This is a genomic window from Bacillus thuringiensis (assembly GCF_001455345.1).
GTDB classification, from domain to species: Bacteria; Bacillota; Bacilli; order Bacillales; family Bacillaceae_G; genus Bacillus_A; species Bacillus_A thuringiensis_N.
In genome coordinates this window covers 4267297-4282074 of record NZ_CP013274.1, presented here as the reverse complement: position 1 = coordinate 4282074, position 14778 = coordinate 4267297, and the positions used below count along the sequence as shown (strand labels likewise).

Here is a 14778-nt window from a genome sequence, read left to right as displayed (position 1 = left end):
TGAGGTGATGAATTGATTGTTATTGTAATCAATTCATAATTAGGGTGGTATCGCGAGTTAACTCTCGTCCCTTTTATAGGGACGGGAGTTTTTTATATTTAAGGAGGAAAATACAATGAAACAACTAACAGGCGCACAAATTCGTCAAATGTTTTTAGACTTTTTCCAAGAAAAAGGACATGCAGTAGAACCTAGTGCATCACTAGTTCCGCATGAAGATCCATCTCTTCTATGGATTAATAGTGGTGTAGCTACATTAAAAAAATATTTTGATGGACGCGTAATTCCGCAAAATCCACGTATTACAAACGCTCAAAAATCAATTCGTACAAACGATATTGAAAACGTAGGGAAAACAGCTCGTCACCATACATTCTTTGAAATGTTAGGGAACTTCTCAATCGGTGATTACTTCAAAGAAGAAGCAATTACTTGGGCTTGGGAATTCTTAACGAGCGACAAATGGATCGGATTCGATAAAGAATTACTATCCGTTACAATCCATCCAGAAGATGAAGAAGCATTCACAATTTGGAATGAGAAAATGGGTGTTCCAAAAGAGCGCATCATCCGCTTAGAAGAAAACTTCTGGGATATCGGTGAAGGACCAAGTGGACCGAATACAGAGATTTTCTATGACCGCGGAGAAGCTTACGGTAATGACTTTAGTGACCCGGAATTATATCCAGGTGGAGAAAACGAGCGTTACTTAGAAGTATGGAACCTTGTATTCTCTCAATTTAACCATAATCCAGATGGTTCATATACACCACTTCCTAAGAAAAACATCGATACAGGGATGGGTCTAGAGCGTATGACATCTATCGTTCAAGATGTGCCTACAAACTTTGACACAGACTTGTTCATGCCAATGATTGGTGCAACAGAAACAATCTCTGGTGAGAAGTATCGTAATGGTGACTTAGAAAAAGATATGGCGTTTAAAGTAATTGCTGACCATATCCGTACAGTGACATTCGCTGTTGGTGACGGTGCTCTTCCATCTAACGAAGGCCGTGGTTATGTATTACGTCGTTTATTACGCCGTGCTGTTCGTTACTCGAAGAAATTAAACATCAACCGTCCATTCATGTTTGAATTAGTACCGGTTGTTGGAGAAGTAATGAAAGACTTCTATCCAGAAGTACTTGAGAAGAAAGATTTCATCGCAAAAGTTGTGAAAAATGAAGAAGAGCGTTTCCACGAAACACTTCATGATGGTGAAGCAATTTTAGCTGAAGTTATCGCAAAAGCAAAAGAAGAAAAAACAACTGTTATTTCTGGAGTAGATGCGTTCCGTCTATATGACACATACGGTTTCCCAATTGAATTAACAGAAGAATATGCCGAAGAAGCTGGTATGACAGTTGATCAAGAAGGCTTTGAAAATGAAATGGAAAAACAACGTGAGCGTGCACGTGCTGCTCGTCAAGACGTTGATTCTATGCAAGTTCAAGGCGGTGTACTTGGAGAAGTGAAAGTAGCGAGTGAGTTCGTTGGTTACGGTACAGTTGCAACAGAAAGTAACGTTGTTGCACTTGTGAAAAACGGCGAATACACAGACAGCTTACAAGCTGGCGAAGAAGGACAACTAATGCTTGATGTAACACCATTCTATGCTGAGAGCGGCGGACAAATTGCAGACCGTGGTTACCTTCTTGCTGATGGCGTGAAAGTTCTTGTAAAAGACGTACAAAAAGCACCAAACGGTCAAAACTTGCACAAAGTTGTTGTGGAAGAAGGTACGTTAACGAAAGATGCGGCTGTGAAAGCTATTATCGATACGAAAAACCGTAGTAGCGTTGTGAAAAACCATACAGCAACTCACTTACTACACCAAGCATTAAAAGACGTACTTGGAACGCATGTTAACCAAGCAGGTTCTCTTGTAACTTCTGAACGTCTACGTTTTGACTTCTCTCACTTCGGTCAAGTACAAGCTGACGAATTAGAAAAAATTGAGCGTATCGTAAACGAGAAAATTTGGGAAAGTATTGATGTTGAGATTTCTCAAAAAGCAATCGAAGAAGCGAAAGAAATGGGTGCAATGGCATTATTCGGTGAAAAATACGGTGATGTTGTACGCGTTGTACAAGTTGGCGATTATAGCTTAGAGCTTTGCGGTGGTTGTCACGTTGATAACACAGCTTCTATCGGTATTTTCAAAATCGTTGCTGAGTCTGGTATCGGTGCAGGAACTCGTCGTATTGAGGCGGTAACTGGTAAATCTGCTTATGAATTAATGAACGATCAAGTAGGTTTATTAAAAGAAGCGGCTGGAAAAATGAAAACAAATCCGAAAGACATTTTAACAAGAGTAGATGGTTTATTTGCTGAAGTAAAACAACTTCAAAAAGAAAACGAATCTCTTGCAGCAAAATTAAGCAATATCGAAGCTGGAAACTTAACTGATTCAGTAATGACAGTTGATGGCGTGAACGTATTAGCGGCAAAAGTAAATGTTGCAGATATGAACAACTTACGTACGATGATGGATGATCTGAAAAATAAATTAGAATCAGCAGTTGTCGTATTAGCGTCTGTAAATGATGATAAAGTAAACATCTTAGCTGGCGTAACGAAAGATTTAATTAGCCAAGGATACCATGCTGGTAAACTTGTGAAAGAAGTAGCTTCTCGTTGTGGCGGTGGCGGTGGTGGCCGTCCTGATATGGCACAAGCGGGCGGTAAAAACCCAGCGCAAGTTGAGGAAGCTTTAGCATTTGTACAAGAGTACGTTAAATCTGTTTCAAAATAAAGAGATAGTAGTGTACAATGGTAGGGAGAGGAGAAGTTCTTCTCCCTATACTTACTATATAAGTGAGGTGCTTGAAATGGACGGTTTTGATAAAACAATGAAGTTTAGCATTCAAGATGAAAAACAGAGTGTCCATGTAAATGATGTACTTTTAACTGTGTATGATGCACTTCAAGAAAAAGGCTATAATCCGATTAACCAAATCGTCGGTTATTTATTAAGTGGAGACCCAGCATACATACCTCGCCATAAAGATGCGCGAAGCATCATTCGCAAGCTTGAACGTGATGAGTTAATTGAAGAGCTTGTGAAGTCTTACTTGAAACATCATCGTGAGGAGTAGTTTATGCGGATATTAGGTTTAGATGTAGGTACAAAAACAGTCGGAGTTGCAATTAGCGACGAAATGGGCTGGACAGCACAAGGATTGGAAACAATTAAAATTAACGAAGAACGAGGTTACTTTGGTTTTGACCGTATTTCTGAGTTAGTAAAGCAGTACAATGTGGACAAAATAGTAGTAGGTTTACCTAAAAATATGAATGGTACAATTGGCCCGCGTGGTGAAGCGTGCCAACAATTTGCAGAAAACCTACGAGAGCTGTTACAATTAGACGTTGTAATGTGGGACGAGCGTTTGTCAACGATGGCAGCGGAACGTCTGCTCATTTCGGCTGATGTAAGCCGTAAGAAGCGAAAGCAAGTAATCGATAAGATGGCTGCAGTCGTAATCTTACAAGGATTTTTAGATAGTAAATAAGAGGTGACCAAAATGGAAGAAAATCAAATTACAATTGTAGACGAAAAAGGTAACGAACATTTATGTGAAATTATTTTCACTTTTGATGCTGAAAAATTCGGCAAAAAATCATACGTAGTCTTCTCTCCAATCGGTGAAGTAGACGAAGATGGAGACCCAATTTATGATGCAATGGCTTATGAGCAAAATGAAGAAGAGGGCGGAAGTTTACTTCCAATCGAATCAGAAGAAGAGTGGGAAATGGTACAAGAAATGTTCAACACTCTAGCTGATGAGCAAGAAGCTGAATAATCAAGTATTGAAAAGGTGGACGACATATAGTCCACCTTTTTTTATATGTAAAATGAAAGATTTTTTGTCGAAACTGTGTAATCCTTTGTAGTATAATGAGACGGATTGTAGAAAAAATAAAGTATCTGTCAAAAATGATAGGGAAATTTATTGTGATTTTGTATCGTGTTGTATAGAAATATGTACATATGGCCTACAATTGAATAAGGAGGAAGAGTTTTGGTAGAGAATCAAGTGAAAAAGAAGCGTAGACGCATTTTTTTATTTTCGATTATTGCACTGCTTTTAGTTTGTGGTTCAGTCTATGCGTATATTTCATCCGCATTAGGACCAGTTGATAGCGGGAATAAAAAAGAGATTGAAGTAGAAATTCCAAAGGGATCATCTACTAGTAAAATTGGTGAGATTTTAGAAGAAAAAGGTGCTGTGAATAACGGTACAGTTTTTAGTTTTTATACAAAGGCTAAATCTAAAAATTTACAAGCGGGTACATATTTATTAAATCCTTCAATGAGTGCGAAAGATGTTATAGAACAAATGTCATCTGGTAATGTACATCGTCCAGCTCTTTATAAAGTGACGATAAAAGAAGGGGCACAAGTAACCGAAATTGCAGAAACGGTTGCAAACGAATTAAAGTGGAATAAAGATGATGTCGTACGTCAATTAAACGATAAAGCATTTATTCAAAAAATGCAGAAAAAGTATCCGAAGTTACTAACGGATAAAATCTTTGATAGCAATATTAAATATCCATTAGAAGGTTATTTATATCCTGCGACGTACTCTTTCTATAAAAAAGATACGACGTTAGAAGAAATTGTAATTCCAATGCTTGAAAAAACAAATGCAATCATTGTTCAAAACGAGGCGAAAATGAAAGCGAAAAACTGGGATGTTCATCAGCTTTTAACATTGTCTTCACTTATTGAAGAAGAGGCAACAGGCTTTACAGATCGTCAAAAGATTTCTAGTGTCTTTTATAATCGTTTAGCGAAAGGTATGCCACTGCAAACTGATCCAACGGTATTATACGCACTTGGAAAGCATAAACAACGTGTATTATACGAAGATTTAAAAATAAACTCACCGTACAATACGTATGTTGTGAAAGGATTGCCGGTTGGCCCAATCGCAAACTCTGGTAAACATTCAGTGGAAGCGGCGTTAGAGCCTGCACAAACAGATTATTATTATTTCTTAGCTGCACCAACTGGTGAAGTATACTATGCGAAAACATTGGAAGAGCATAATGCATTAAAGCAAAAATATATTACGAAAAAACAGTGAAATGGGGAGGGATAGCGAAAAAGGTCGCACATCCCTCTTTTTTGTGGTAAAATATATCGGGTTAAAAACTGGCAGAAGAATCGTTTTTAATATCAAAACGGGACGTACAAGCTAAGGGTGAAGCTGGCTTGTATTTTTATTGCATTCTATGTGTGAAAAGACGTCATAGAGGCACTTCTCCATGTAAATAAGGAGGACCATTATGGAGGATGCAGTTAACGAGTACCTATTATCATTTATTGATCCAAAAGATAAATTAATTCTTGAAATGGAAGACTATGCGAAAGAAAATCATGTGCCGATTATGGATCGACTTGGAATGGAATTTATGTTGCAATTTTTACGTTTAATTGGACCGAAAAGCATTTTAGAGCTTGGTACAGCAATTGGCTATTCTAGTATTCGTATGATGCAAGCTATTCCAAATTCTCGCATTGTGACAGTTGAGCGCAATCGCGATCGATATGAAAAAGCACTTGAATATATAGAACGCTCATCAGTTAAAGAGCGTATCTCCGTTATTTACGGTGATGCGTTAGAAACAGGCGAGCAAGTAGAAGAACATGGAACATTTGACGTTATTTTTATTGATGCAGCAAAAGGACAATATCGTCGCTTTTTTGACTTATATGAACCGTTATTAAATCCTGGTGGCGTAATTATTTCAGATAATGTTATGTACCATGGACTTGTAACGACTAAAGAGAAAATTGAAAACAGACGTACACGTGGTTTAATCCGTCGTATTAAGACGTACAATGAATGGCTTATGAACCATGAAGGATATGATACAACGATTTTCCCAATTGGTGATGGAGTAGCTGTTAGTAAAAAGAAAGGGTGACCAAGGTATGAAAAAACCTGAATTGTTAGTAACGCCAAAAGCAGTGGCGGATATCGAACCTCTTGCGCAAGCAGGAGCAGATGCGGTAATGATCGGTGAGCAAAAGTTTGGTTTACGTTTAGCAGGGGAATTTTCACGTGAAGATGTGAAACAAGCTGTGAAGATTGCACATGAAAATGGTGTAAAAGTATATGTAGCAATGAACGCTATGTTCCACAACGATAAAGTAGAAGAATTAACAGATTATGTTGCATTTTTAAATGAAGTACATGTAGATGCAATTGTTTTCGGAGATCCAGCAGTATTAATGGCGGTTCGCGAAGTAGCGCCAAATATGCAATTGCACTGGAATACAGAAACAACAGCAACAAACTGGTTTACTTGTAACTATTGGGGACAAAGAGGAGCAAAACGTGCTGTATTAGCTCGTGAGCTCAGCTTAGATGAAATTGTTGAATTAAAAGAAAATGCTGAAGTGGAACTTGAAGTGCAAATTCACGGTATGACTTGTATGTTCCAATCGAAGCGTTCATTAGTAGGAAACTACTTTGAGTATCAAGGACGTAATCTTGACATTGAAAAGAAAAAATATGAAGAGAATATGTTCTTATATGATCCAGAGCGTAACAATAAATATCCAATTTATGAAGATGAAAATGGTACTCACATTATGAGTCCAAACGATATTTGTTTCATCGATGAATTAGAGGAATTAATCGATGGTGAAGTAGATAGCCTAAAAATTGATGGTGTACTAAAAAGCTCTGCATACATTATTGAGGTAACGAAGAAGTATCGTAAAGCTATTGATTTATGTGTAGAAGATCGTGATGCGTATTATGACGTGAAAGACGATTTATATAAAGAGATAGAAGAAATGCAACCGGTAAATCGTCCGTTAGATACAGGATTCTTCTTTAAAGAGACGGTTTACTAAACGAGGAGGGTGTAGGAAATGACTGTACAAGAAATTTCACGAGTGATCGATGGCAAACGCGTTATTGTGAAGAAACCTGAACTGTTAATCCCTGCGGGTAACTTAGAAAAATTAAAAGTAGCTATCCATTATGGGGCAGATGCTGTATATTTAGGTGGACAAGAATTTGGTCTTCGTTCGAATGCAGGTAACTTTACACTGGAAGAAATGGCAGAAGGTGTTGAATTTGCAAAGAAATATGGAGCAAAAATATATGTAACAACAAATATCTTTGCACATAATGAAAATATGGACGGGCTAGAGGAATATTTAAAAGGGATTGAAAAAGCTGGCGTAACGGGAATTATCGTTGCTGATCCGCTTATTATTGAGACGTGTAAACGTGTAGCACCTACTGTTGAGGTGCATTTAAGTACACAACAATCACTATCCAACTGGAAAGCAGCACAGTATTGGAAAGAAGAAGGTTTACATCGTCTTGTATTAGCTCGTGAAGCAAGCTATGAAGAGATGAAAGAGATTAAAGAAAAAGTGGATATTGAAATTGAAGCATTCGTCCATGGTGCAATGTGTATCGCATATTCAGGAAGATGTACGTTAAGTAACCATATGACAGCGCGTGACTCTAACCGTGGTGGTTGTTGTCAATCTTGCCGCTGGGACTATGATTTAGTTCAAACGGTATCACAACATAAAGATGCAAAAGAGCTTCCTCTATTCCAAGAAGAAGATGCTCACTTTGCAATGAGTCCAAAAGATTTAAATTTAATTTTATCAATTCCGAAAATGATTGAAATTGGGATCGATAGCTTAAAAGTTGAAGGACGTATGAAATCTATTCATTACGTAGCGACAGTAGCGACTGTATATCGTAAAGTAATTGATGCATATTGTGCGGATCCTGATAACTTTGAGTTTAAACAAGAATGGTTAGATGAGCTTGATAAATGTGCAAATCGTGATACAGCTCCTGCATTCTTTGAAGGGGTTCCAGGACATCAAGAGCAAATGTTTGGAAATCATAGTAAGAAAACAACGTATGATTTCGCTGGTTTAGTGTTAGATTATAATGAAGAAACGGGCATCGTAACGATTGAGCAACGTAATCATTTCAAACCAGGACATGAAGTGGAGTTCTTTGGGCCAGAAATAGAAAACTTTACGCAGACGGTGGAGAAAATTTGGGATGAGGATGGAAACGAATTAGATGCAGCGAGACATCCGTTGCAAATCGTGAAATTCAAAGTGGATCAACGAGTGTATGTGAATAATATGATGCGCAAAAGCATACTTCAATAAGAAAGAGTGATAGTCGAATGGGGACGAATAAGCCTGTTGTAATTGGAATTGCTGGTGGTTCGGGATCAGGTAAAACGAGTGTAACGAAAGCGATTTTTGACCATTTTAAAGGTCATTCTATTTTAATCTTAGAGCAAGATTATTATTACAAAGATCAAAGCCATTTACCAATGGAAGAGCGTTTAAAAACAAATTATGATCATCCGCTTGCGTTTGATAATGATCTGTTAATTGAACATTTGCAGCAGTTGCTTGCATATGAGCAAATTGATAAGCCTGTATATGACTATACATTGCATACGCGTTCAGAAGAAATTATTCCAGTTGAGCCGAAAGATGTAATCATTTTAGAAGGAATTCTTATTTTAGAAGACCCACGTCTTTGTGAGTTAATGGACATTAAGCTATTCGTTGATACAGATGCGGATCTTCGTATCCTGCGCCGCATGCAGCGTGATATTAAAGAGCGCGGTCGTACGATGGATTCAGTTATTGATCAATACGTAAGTGTTGTACGTCCAATGCACAATCAATTTATTGAGCCTTCTAAGAAGTTTGCGGATATTATTATCCCTGAAGGTGGACAAAACCACGTTGCAATTGATATTATGGTTACAAAAATTGCAACAATTCTTGAACAAAAAGTAAATTTGTAATAGCATAGTAAAAGATATACGATAGGAAGGGATTTTTTCCCTTCCTATCGAATACAATGAAACATGCAACCTCATCTATATATAGGTGAGGGCATATTTATATCAACTTTCCATACATATCTTCTTTATATAAAGAAGAATTGGGAATACGGGGTTGTATGTGACAACTCCGCTAGTGCATGCGTGCTAGAAACCTCCGCTATATAAGTGGGGGAGTTTTCATATGGAACTCCTCTTTTTTTTCGGGGGATTGGTATATAAAAGGAGTGGAAAATATGGCAACAGAAAAAACATACCCTATGACGCAAGAGGGTAAGCAAAAGCTAGAGAATGAACTTGAGGATTTAAAAACGGTAAAACGTAAAGAGGTTGTAGAGCGCATTAAGATTGCACGTAGCTTCGGAGATCTTTCTGAGAACTCTGAGTATGACGCAGCGAAAGATGAGCAAGCGTTCGTAGAAGGACGTATTACACAATTAGAAAACATGATTCGTAACGCAGTTATCATCACAGATAATGGCGAAGAATCTACTGTTGTTACATTGGGTAAAACTGTAACATTTAAAGAATTACCAAATGGAGATGAAGAAGCTTACACAATCGTAGGTAGTGCGGAAGCTGATCCATTTGAAGGAAGAATTTCTAACGATTCTCCAATCGCAAAAAGCTTATTAGGTAAGCAAATTGGTGAGAAGGTAGCAATTCAAACACCAGGCGGAGAAATGCAAGTAGAGATTATCTCTGTAAAATAAAAAAAAGATTCTCCCTCGGGAGAATCTTTTTTTTATTTTATCTGTAGAATGGAAAAATGTATGAACATTTGAACGGTTCGACAGAAAATGTCAAAAAGTTACTTTAAGCTTTGATATCATAATTAAGAACTATAGGTTTTAATAGGGAAAAGGGGCTAATTATGAAACATAAAATCTTTACAGGACTGGTTTGTAGTATATCCATATTAGGGCTCGTTGCATGTGGAACGAATGAGGAAACTACATCATCAAAGGGCGAAAAAATAAAGCAAGAAGAAAAAAAGGATACTAGAGCAACTGAGGGTCCAAAAAGCGTAGAAAATCCACAAGATAAAAAGGAATTTGATGATTTTGATGTAGCATATCAATTAGCTATTGTGATGAAAATGTTTCAAAATGTAACAATTAAGTATGATTATGCGATTGGGAATCCAGATTATTTATTGCGAGACTCAATGGACCAAAAAACAATAGATGACATGAAGAATATGTTGCAAGAACAGGCGAAGAATAATGATAAAATTTTAAAGGATGAAGTAAATCAAGCATATACATATTTGAAACAATCGAAAGTAAGTAATAAAGATGATATTCAAAAAATAATAGATGCAGAAAATAATTACTTACAAATTGTAGATAAAATGATTGCTTGTATTGATTCTGTAACAGTCGAGAATGCTAAAGAAAAAAGAAGTGAAATGAATAATTTAAGTGAGGAATATTTAAAAGTAGCGGCTAACGTAACACCTACTGTAATTGAAGCTGCCAAAAACACTGGGGTGAATGAAACAGAATTTAAATCGCTTCTTATGAAATTTCTAGAGAAGCCAAAGAAGCAATAACAGCTTATGTAATATGTATTTTTGTTTTGTAGCTTGTATAAATAAAATGGTACCTCGTCTAAACTACAATAGACGAGGTGTTTTTTATGGAAATAAAACGGAGAGTTACAATTGTATTAATTTGTTTTATATGTGTTATGTTTTTATTACTTTGTCGTTTAATTCAAATACAAATTACAGATACGGAATCATTTACGGATCGTAAGATTAATTTAATCGAAAAAAGTGTTACACAACGGACGCAATCTATTACGATAGATGATGGACGAGGCCATTTTATAGACCGAAACGGTAAGGAAATAGGTGAGCAAAAGTATCCAGTGTTAATTGTTTTTCCATTTCTACAAATAAAAAATGGCATGTTAGAGAAGATTGCACATATCATTGGTATGTCGAGACAAGAGATTGAAAGTCAAATGAAAGATAAGAAAAGTGCATTTATCATGCAAAGAGGAAATGGACCATTTCGCTTAGCACGAGAGCAGATGGAGAAGGTGAATCAATTAAATGTATTAGGCATAGTAGCAGCTGAAGTTCGTTTACGGCAAACTAGCGTGATAAATCATTTAATTGGCGATGTGGGTGAGAATGAACGGGAATTTCAAAAACGATACGGAGGAGTAAGAAAAATTTCAAAACAAACGCCAATTGGCATTTCAGGATTACAGCAATCATTTGATGAATTTCTTTTGACCGATGGAGGGGCAAAAGTATTGTATCAAGTGGACAGACAAGGAGAACCGATTTTTGGGAAACAAGCGAAATATACGTCGCCTGGAAATCCATTTTACCCAGTGACGATTCAAACTACTTTACATAACGAATTACAGCAAAAAGCAGAAGAAGTGGTTGAAGCAAGCGGAATAAAGAAGGGGGGATTAGTGTTACTTGATGTAAAGAAGAATGAAATTTTGGCGATGGTCAGTAAACCATCTGTACAGGTGAAAGATGAGGCTTTATATAAAACTACGCTTGAAAATCAAATGTTAACACCACATTTTCCCGGTTCTGTTTTTAAAACAATAGTTGCAGCGGCAGTGATTGATCAAAATAAAAATGTTTTTAATCGCGCGTTTAATTGTGATAAAGATTTATATGGCGAAGACCACCCACAAGTTATGATGGGTACACTTAGTTTTAAAGAGAGCTTTGCTAGAAGCTGTAACAGGACATTTGCAGAGTTAGGTAACGAGTTGATACAAAAGGATAAGATGGTGTTAGAAACTTACGTAGTGGCTTTAGGAGCCGCTGATAAGGTTGGGTGGAAAGGTCCTGTATTTCATACAACTCATTTTGAGCAAATGCCAGAGGAGAAGAGTGTTACGATTTGGGAGAGTGAAGGAAATAAGAATAGTAAAAAGGCGGTAGCGCAAACAGCAATTGGACAGAAAGATGTACGTCTGTCACCTCTAGCGATTGCAAATATGATGGCGACAATTGCTAGAGGTGGAGAAAAGATGGAAGTGAAAGCTGTTGAAAAAATAATGTATAAAAACGGAACGGACTTTTATATATTTGAAGACCATACATTAGGTGGAAAACAGCTTTCGTATGAAACAGTGAAAACATTACAAGAGTTATTAAGGAGTGTTGTAACAACGGAGAAAGGAACAGGAGCAGCATTCCAATCATTGCCGCTAAGTGTTGCCGGAAAATCTGGGACAGCGCAAACAGGAAAAGGGACGAAAGAGAATCATTGGTTTGCGGGCTATTTTCCATATGAAAATCCAAGATATGCTTTAGTTGTCGTGGATATAGAAACGAATAGCAAGTTAAATACAGTTACACCTATTTTCAAAGCTATTGTAGAATCAATCCATCAATTAGAGAATGAAAAGTAATCTTGCAATTCATAGTGAAATGTTTTCATTTCGTGAAAATATTATTGTAAATGTTCAACCTTTCTAGATTTAATGTTACAATAGCAAGTATGAAAAACTGCATGGAGGTTTGAAGAATGGCAGGAGGATCTAGATTCCAACAGAAACAACAAAAACGTCGTCAAAACGGTGTTTTAAATATTGCAATCGCAATTGTATTAATATTAGTAGCTATTGTATCATATCAATTGTTTGTTCCAGAAAGAAAAGAACAAGCGTCTTCTAGTGACAAAAAAGTAGCTCAGCAAACAACGAAAGAGAATAAAGCTGAGAAAGCTAAGGGCAAAGAAGAGACGAAGAAGAATGAACAAGAGAAGGCAGAGGCTAAGAAAGAAGAAGAAGAGAAGCTAAAGGCTGAAGAAGAACAGAAAAAAGCTGAAGAAGAAGCGAAGGCTAACGAGAAAGTAGCAGCTGAAAAAACACAGCCAAAGGCAACTGACGCTTATACGAAATCTTCTTGGAAGCCAGTAGGTACAGAGCAAGGTGCAACACCTGCGATGACGTTTAAAAAAGGTACAGCAGATTGGAATGAGATGAATCAAGCGATCTCAGCTGCAATTGACGTTCCAGTAGAGCAATTAGTTATTCATCGAATCGGAAATAACGGTAAAAATAAAGCTTACGGTAACGTACAAGATAAACAATCAGGTAAAAGATATTATGTAAATATTGATTGGGTAGATAATGAGGGCTGGAAACCAGTACTTGTTCAAACTCTAAACTAAAAAAAGAGAAGCTCCTAAGGAGCTTCTCTTTTTTTAGTTAGCGTAATTTCTTTAATTTAAAATGAACAACCGCGCTATAATACGGTCTTTTGCTTTCGGGATCCATAACCATTTGATGTGAGATGTGATGAACTTCAAGCATAAGTGCTTTATTATTATCGATTTGTTCACTAATTTTTCGTTCTAAAGAAGCTAAGTCTCCCGCTTCAAAAAATTCTACTTTATCTTCTAACATTTCAAAGGTAAATGACATGAAGACGGCCCCTCTCCTATGTAATCAACTATAGTGTAACAAAGAAAAGAAGGAAATACCATGTACATTTCAATTGACATTTTTAGAAAGAGGGAATATCATACTGATAAAACCGATAAGAAAAAGGGGAATTTTTATGGGTACAGAATTTAATGGTTTATTTGATGAGTGGGCTCATACGTACGACTCATTCGTACAAGGCGAAGATATACAATATAAAGAAGTTTTCGCCCATTATGAGGACATTCTAGAGGATGTAGTTAACAAGTCATTTGGTCATGTATTAGAATTTGGTGTTGGTACAGGTAATTTAACAAATAAATTATTACTTGCCGGCCGCACAGTTTACGGTATAGAACCGTCACGTGAAATGCGCATGATTGCAAAAGAGAAATTACCGCAAGAGTTTTCCATTACAGAAGGTGATTTTCTTTCGTTTGAAGTCCCAAATTCAATTGATACCATTGTAAGCACCTATGCATTTCATCATTTAACAGATGATGAAAAAAATGTAGCGATTGCGAAGTATAGTCAATTACTAAACAAAGGTGGTAAAATAGTGTTTGCTGATACGATATTTGCAGATCAAGATGCATATGATAAAACTATTGAAGCAGCAAAACAAAGAGGTTTTTACGATTTAGCAAACGATTTGCAAACAGAATACTATACACGTATTCCGGTCATGCAATCTATTTTTGAAAACAATGGCTTCCATGTAACGTTTACGAGATTAAATCATTTCGTGTGGGTAATGGAGGCAACTAAGCAATAGAAAGAGGGATTAGATTGAGAATTGCTGTAATTGGAGCAATGGAAGAAGAAGTACGTATTTTACGTGACAAATTAGAACAAGCAGAAACAGAAACGGTTGCGGGTTGTGAATTTACGAAAGGACTATTAGCAGGACATGAAGTAATCTTGTTAAAGTCTGGTATTGGTAAAGTAAATGCAGCGATGTCAACGACAATTTTATTAGAAAGATATAAGCCTGAAAAAGTAATCAATACAGGTTCAGCTGGTGGATTCCATCACTCTCTAAATGTGGGAGATGTAGTGATTTCAACAGAAGTTCGTCATCATGACGTAGATGTAACAGCATTTAACTATGAGTATGGTCAAGTACCAGGAATGCCGCCTGGATTCAAGGCTGATGAAGCATTAGTTGCATTAGCTGAGAAATGTATGCAGGCAGAAGAAAATATTCAAGTTGTAAAAGGTATGATTGCAACAGGCGATTCATTTATGAGTGATCCGGACCGCGTTGCAGCCATTCGTGATAAATTTGAAGATCTTTATGCAGTAGAAATGGAAGCAGCAGCTGTTGCACAAGTATGCCACCAATATGAAGTTCCGTTTGTTATCATTCGTGCACTTTCTGATATTGCTGGTAAAGAATCAAATGTTTCATTTGATCAATTTTTAGATCAAGCAGCTCTTCATTCTACAAACTTTATCGTAAAAGTATTAGAAGAGTTAAAGTAATGTAAC

At 36.8% G+C, this 14778-nt stretch carries 16 protein-coding genes and 1 other annotated feature (1 of these 17 only partly in view); of the genes, 15 read left to right on the top strand and 1 reads right to left on the bottom strand.

Annotated features, from left to right (window positions below):
* Nucleotides 1–75: a binding site (T-box leader), on the top strand; it begins 145 nt to the left of the window's first position.
* Between the two features lie 40 nt (nt 76–115).
* The 13 genes from alaS (at nt 116) to ATN06_RS22295 (ending at nt 13034) form a co-directional block, all read left to right on the top strand.
* Nucleotides 116–2758 carry an alanine--tRNA ligase gene (alaS, locus tag ATN06_RS22355; RefSeq protein WP_060632359.1) on the top strand — a complete coding sequence of 881 codons (2643 nt, stop codon included), beginning with the start codon at nt 116–118 and terminating at the stop codon, nt 2756–2758.
* A gap of 76 nt (nt 2759–2834) precedes the next feature.
* Nucleotides 2835–3101 carry an IreB family regulatory phosphoprotein gene (locus tag ATN06_RS22350; protein WP_000348590.1) on the top strand — a complete coding sequence of 89 codons (267 nt, stop codon included), beginning with the start codon at nt 2835–2837 and terminating at the stop codon, nt 3099–3101.
* Between the two features lie 3 nt (nt 3102–3104).
* Entirely contained in the window at nt 3105–3518 is a 414-nt protein-coding gene (gene ruvX, locus ATN06_RS22345) for a Holliday junction resolvase RuvX (protein WP_060632358.1), read from the top strand.
* Nucleotides 3519–3530: 12 nt separating this feature from the next.
* Complete coding sequence (locus ATN06_RS22340) at nt 3531–3809, top strand: DUF1292 domain-containing protein (RefSeq protein ID WP_000392245.1); 279 nt, start codon at nt 3531–3533, stop codon at nt 3807–3809.
* 219 nt (nt 3810–4028) lie between these two features.
* Nucleotides 4029–5099, top strand: a complete 1071-nt coding sequence (mltG, locus tag ATN06_RS22335; RefSeq protein ID WP_060632357.1) for an endolytic transglycosylase MltG — start codon at nt 4029–4031, stop codon at nt 5097–5099.
* 202 nt (nt 5100–5301) lie between these two features.
* Nucleotides 5302–5943, top strand: coding sequence for an O-methyltransferase (locus tag ATN06_RS22330; RefSeq protein WP_060632356.1), 642 nt, complete (start codon nt 5302–5304; stop codon nt 5941–5943).
* 7 nt (nt 5944–5950) lie between these two features.
* The gene (locus ATN06_RS22325) at nt 5951–6880 is read left to right on the top strand and encodes a peptidase U32 family protein (protein ID WP_060632355.1); all 930 of its coding nucleotides are present in this window, start codon (nt 5951–5953) and stop codon (nt 6878–6880) included.
* An 18-nt stretch (nt 6881–6898) separates the two neighbouring features.
* Nucleotides 6899–8179, top strand: a complete 1281-nt coding sequence (locus ATN06_RS22320; RefSeq protein WP_060632354.1) for a peptidase U32 family protein — start codon at nt 6899–6901, stop codon at nt 8177–8179.
* A 17-nt stretch (nt 8180–8196) separates the two neighbouring features.
* On the top strand, nt 8197–8835 hold the full coding sequence (gene udk / locus ATN06_RS22315) for a uridine kinase (protein ID WP_000537079.1): 639 nt from the start codon (nt 8197–8199) through the stop codon (nt 8833–8835).
* A 275-nt stretch (nt 8836–9110) separates the two neighbouring features.
* Nucleotides 9111–9587 carry a transcription elongation factor GreA gene (gene greA, locus ATN06_RS22310; RefSeq protein WP_000179966.1) on the top strand — a complete coding sequence of 159 codons (477 nt, stop codon included), beginning with the start codon at nt 9111–9113 and terminating at the stop codon, nt 9585–9587.
* Between the two features lie 161 nt (nt 9588–9748).
* A complete protein-coding gene (locus tag ATN06_RS22305) occupies nt 9749–10429 on the top strand; it encodes a hypothetical protein (protein ID WP_060632353.1) in 681 nt (226 codons plus the stop codon).
* Nucleotides 10430–10515: 86 nt separating this feature from the next.
* Nucleotides 10516–12270 (top strand): peptidoglycan D,D-transpeptidase FtsI family protein, encoded by a 1755-nt coding sequence (locus tag ATN06_RS22300; RefSeq protein ID WP_060632352.1) that lies wholly within the window; start codon nt 10516–10518, stop codon nt 12268–12270.
* A gap of 116 nt (nt 12271–12386) precedes the next feature.
* Nucleotides 12387–13034 carry a YrrS family protein gene (locus tag ATN06_RS22295; RefSeq protein WP_060632351.1) on the top strand — a complete coding sequence of 216 codons (648 nt, stop codon included), beginning with the start codon at nt 12387–12389 and terminating at the stop codon, nt 13032–13034.
* Between the two features lie 37 nt (nt 13035–13071).
* Here the strand turns inward: ATN06_RS22295 and ATN06_RS22290 are convergent, their stop codons facing one another.
* Entirely contained in the window at nt 13072–13287 is a 216-nt protein-coding gene (locus ATN06_RS22290) for a YrzA family protein (RefSeq protein ID WP_000010984.1), read from the bottom strand.
* Between the two features lie 136 nt (nt 13288–13423).
* Between ATN06_RS22290 and ATN06_RS22285 the strand changes: the two genes are divergently transcribed.
* Together ATN06_RS22285 and mtnN are read left to right on the top strand one after the other, a co-directional pair.
* Nucleotides 13424–14062: a class I SAM-dependent methyltransferase gene (locus ATN06_RS22285; RefSeq protein ID WP_060632350.1), complete on the top strand. Its 639-nt coding sequence runs from the start codon at nt 13424–13426 to the stop codon at nt 14060–14062.
* Nucleotides 14063–14076: 14 nt separating this feature from the next.
* Nucleotides 14077–14772 carry a 5'-methylthioadenosine/S-adenosylhomocysteine nucleosidase gene (mtnN, locus tag ATN06_RS22280; protein WP_060632349.1) on the top strand — a complete coding sequence of 232 codons (696 nt, stop codon included), beginning with the start codon at nt 14077–14079 and terminating at the stop codon, nt 14770–14772.
* Nucleotides 14773–14778 lie beyond the last annotated feature (6 nt).

What these genes read in the sequence shown, in the direction of transcription:
- alaS (WP_060632359.1), top strand. Translation starts at nt 116, where the DNA reads ATGAAACAACTAACAGGCGCACAAATTCGTCAAATGTTTTTAGACTTT.
- ATN06_RS22350 (WP_000348590.1), top strand. Translation starts at nt 2,835, where the DNA reads ATGGACGGTTTTGATAAAACAATGAAGTTTAGCATTCAAGATGAAAAA.
- ruvX (WP_060632358.1), top strand. Translation starts at nt 3,105, where the DNA reads ATGCGGATATTAGGTTTAGATGTAGGTACAAAAACAGTCGGAGTTGCA.
- ATN06_RS22340 (WP_000392245.1), top strand. Translation starts at nt 3,531, where the DNA reads ATGGAAGAAAATCAAATTACAATTGTAGACGAAAAAGGTAACGAACAT.
- ATN06_RS22330 (WP_060632356.1), top strand. Translation starts at nt 5,302, where the DNA reads ATGGAGGATGCAGTTAACGAGTACCTATTATCATTTATTGATCCAAAA.
- ATN06_RS22325 (WP_060632355.1), top strand. Translation starts at nt 5,951, where the DNA reads ATGAAAAAACCTGAATTGTTAGTAACGCCAAAAGCAGTGGCGGATATC.
- ATN06_RS22320 (WP_060632354.1), top strand. Translation starts at nt 6,899, where the DNA reads ATGACTGTACAAGAAATTTCACGAGTGATCGATGGCAAACGCGTTATT.
- udk (WP_000537079.1), top strand. Translation starts at nt 8,197, where the DNA reads ATGGGGACGAATAAGCCTGTTGTAATTGGAATTGCTGGTGGTTCGGGA.
- greA (WP_000179966.1), top strand. Translation starts at nt 9,111, where the DNA reads ATGGCAACAGAAAAAACATACCCTATGACGCAAGAGGGTAAGCAAAAG.
- ATN06_RS22305 (WP_060632353.1), top strand. Translation starts at nt 9,749, where the DNA reads ATGAAACATAAAATCTTTACAGGACTGGTTTGTAGTATATCCATATTA.
- ATN06_RS22300 (WP_060632352.1), top strand. Translation starts at nt 10,516, where the DNA reads ATGGAAATAAAACGGAGAGTTACAATTGTATTAATTTGTTTTATATGT.
- ATN06_RS22295 (WP_060632351.1), top strand. Translation starts at nt 12,387, where the DNA reads ATGGCAGGAGGATCTAGATTCCAACAGAAACAACAAAAACGTCGTCAA.
- ATN06_RS22290 (WP_000010984.1), bottom strand. Translation starts at nt 13,287, where the DNA reads ATGTCATTTACCTTTGAAATGTTAGAAGATAAAGTAGAATTTTTTGAA.
- ATN06_RS22285 (WP_060632350.1), top strand. Translation starts at nt 13,424, where the DNA reads ATGGGTACAGAATTTAATGGTTTATTTGATGAGTGGGCTCATACGTAC.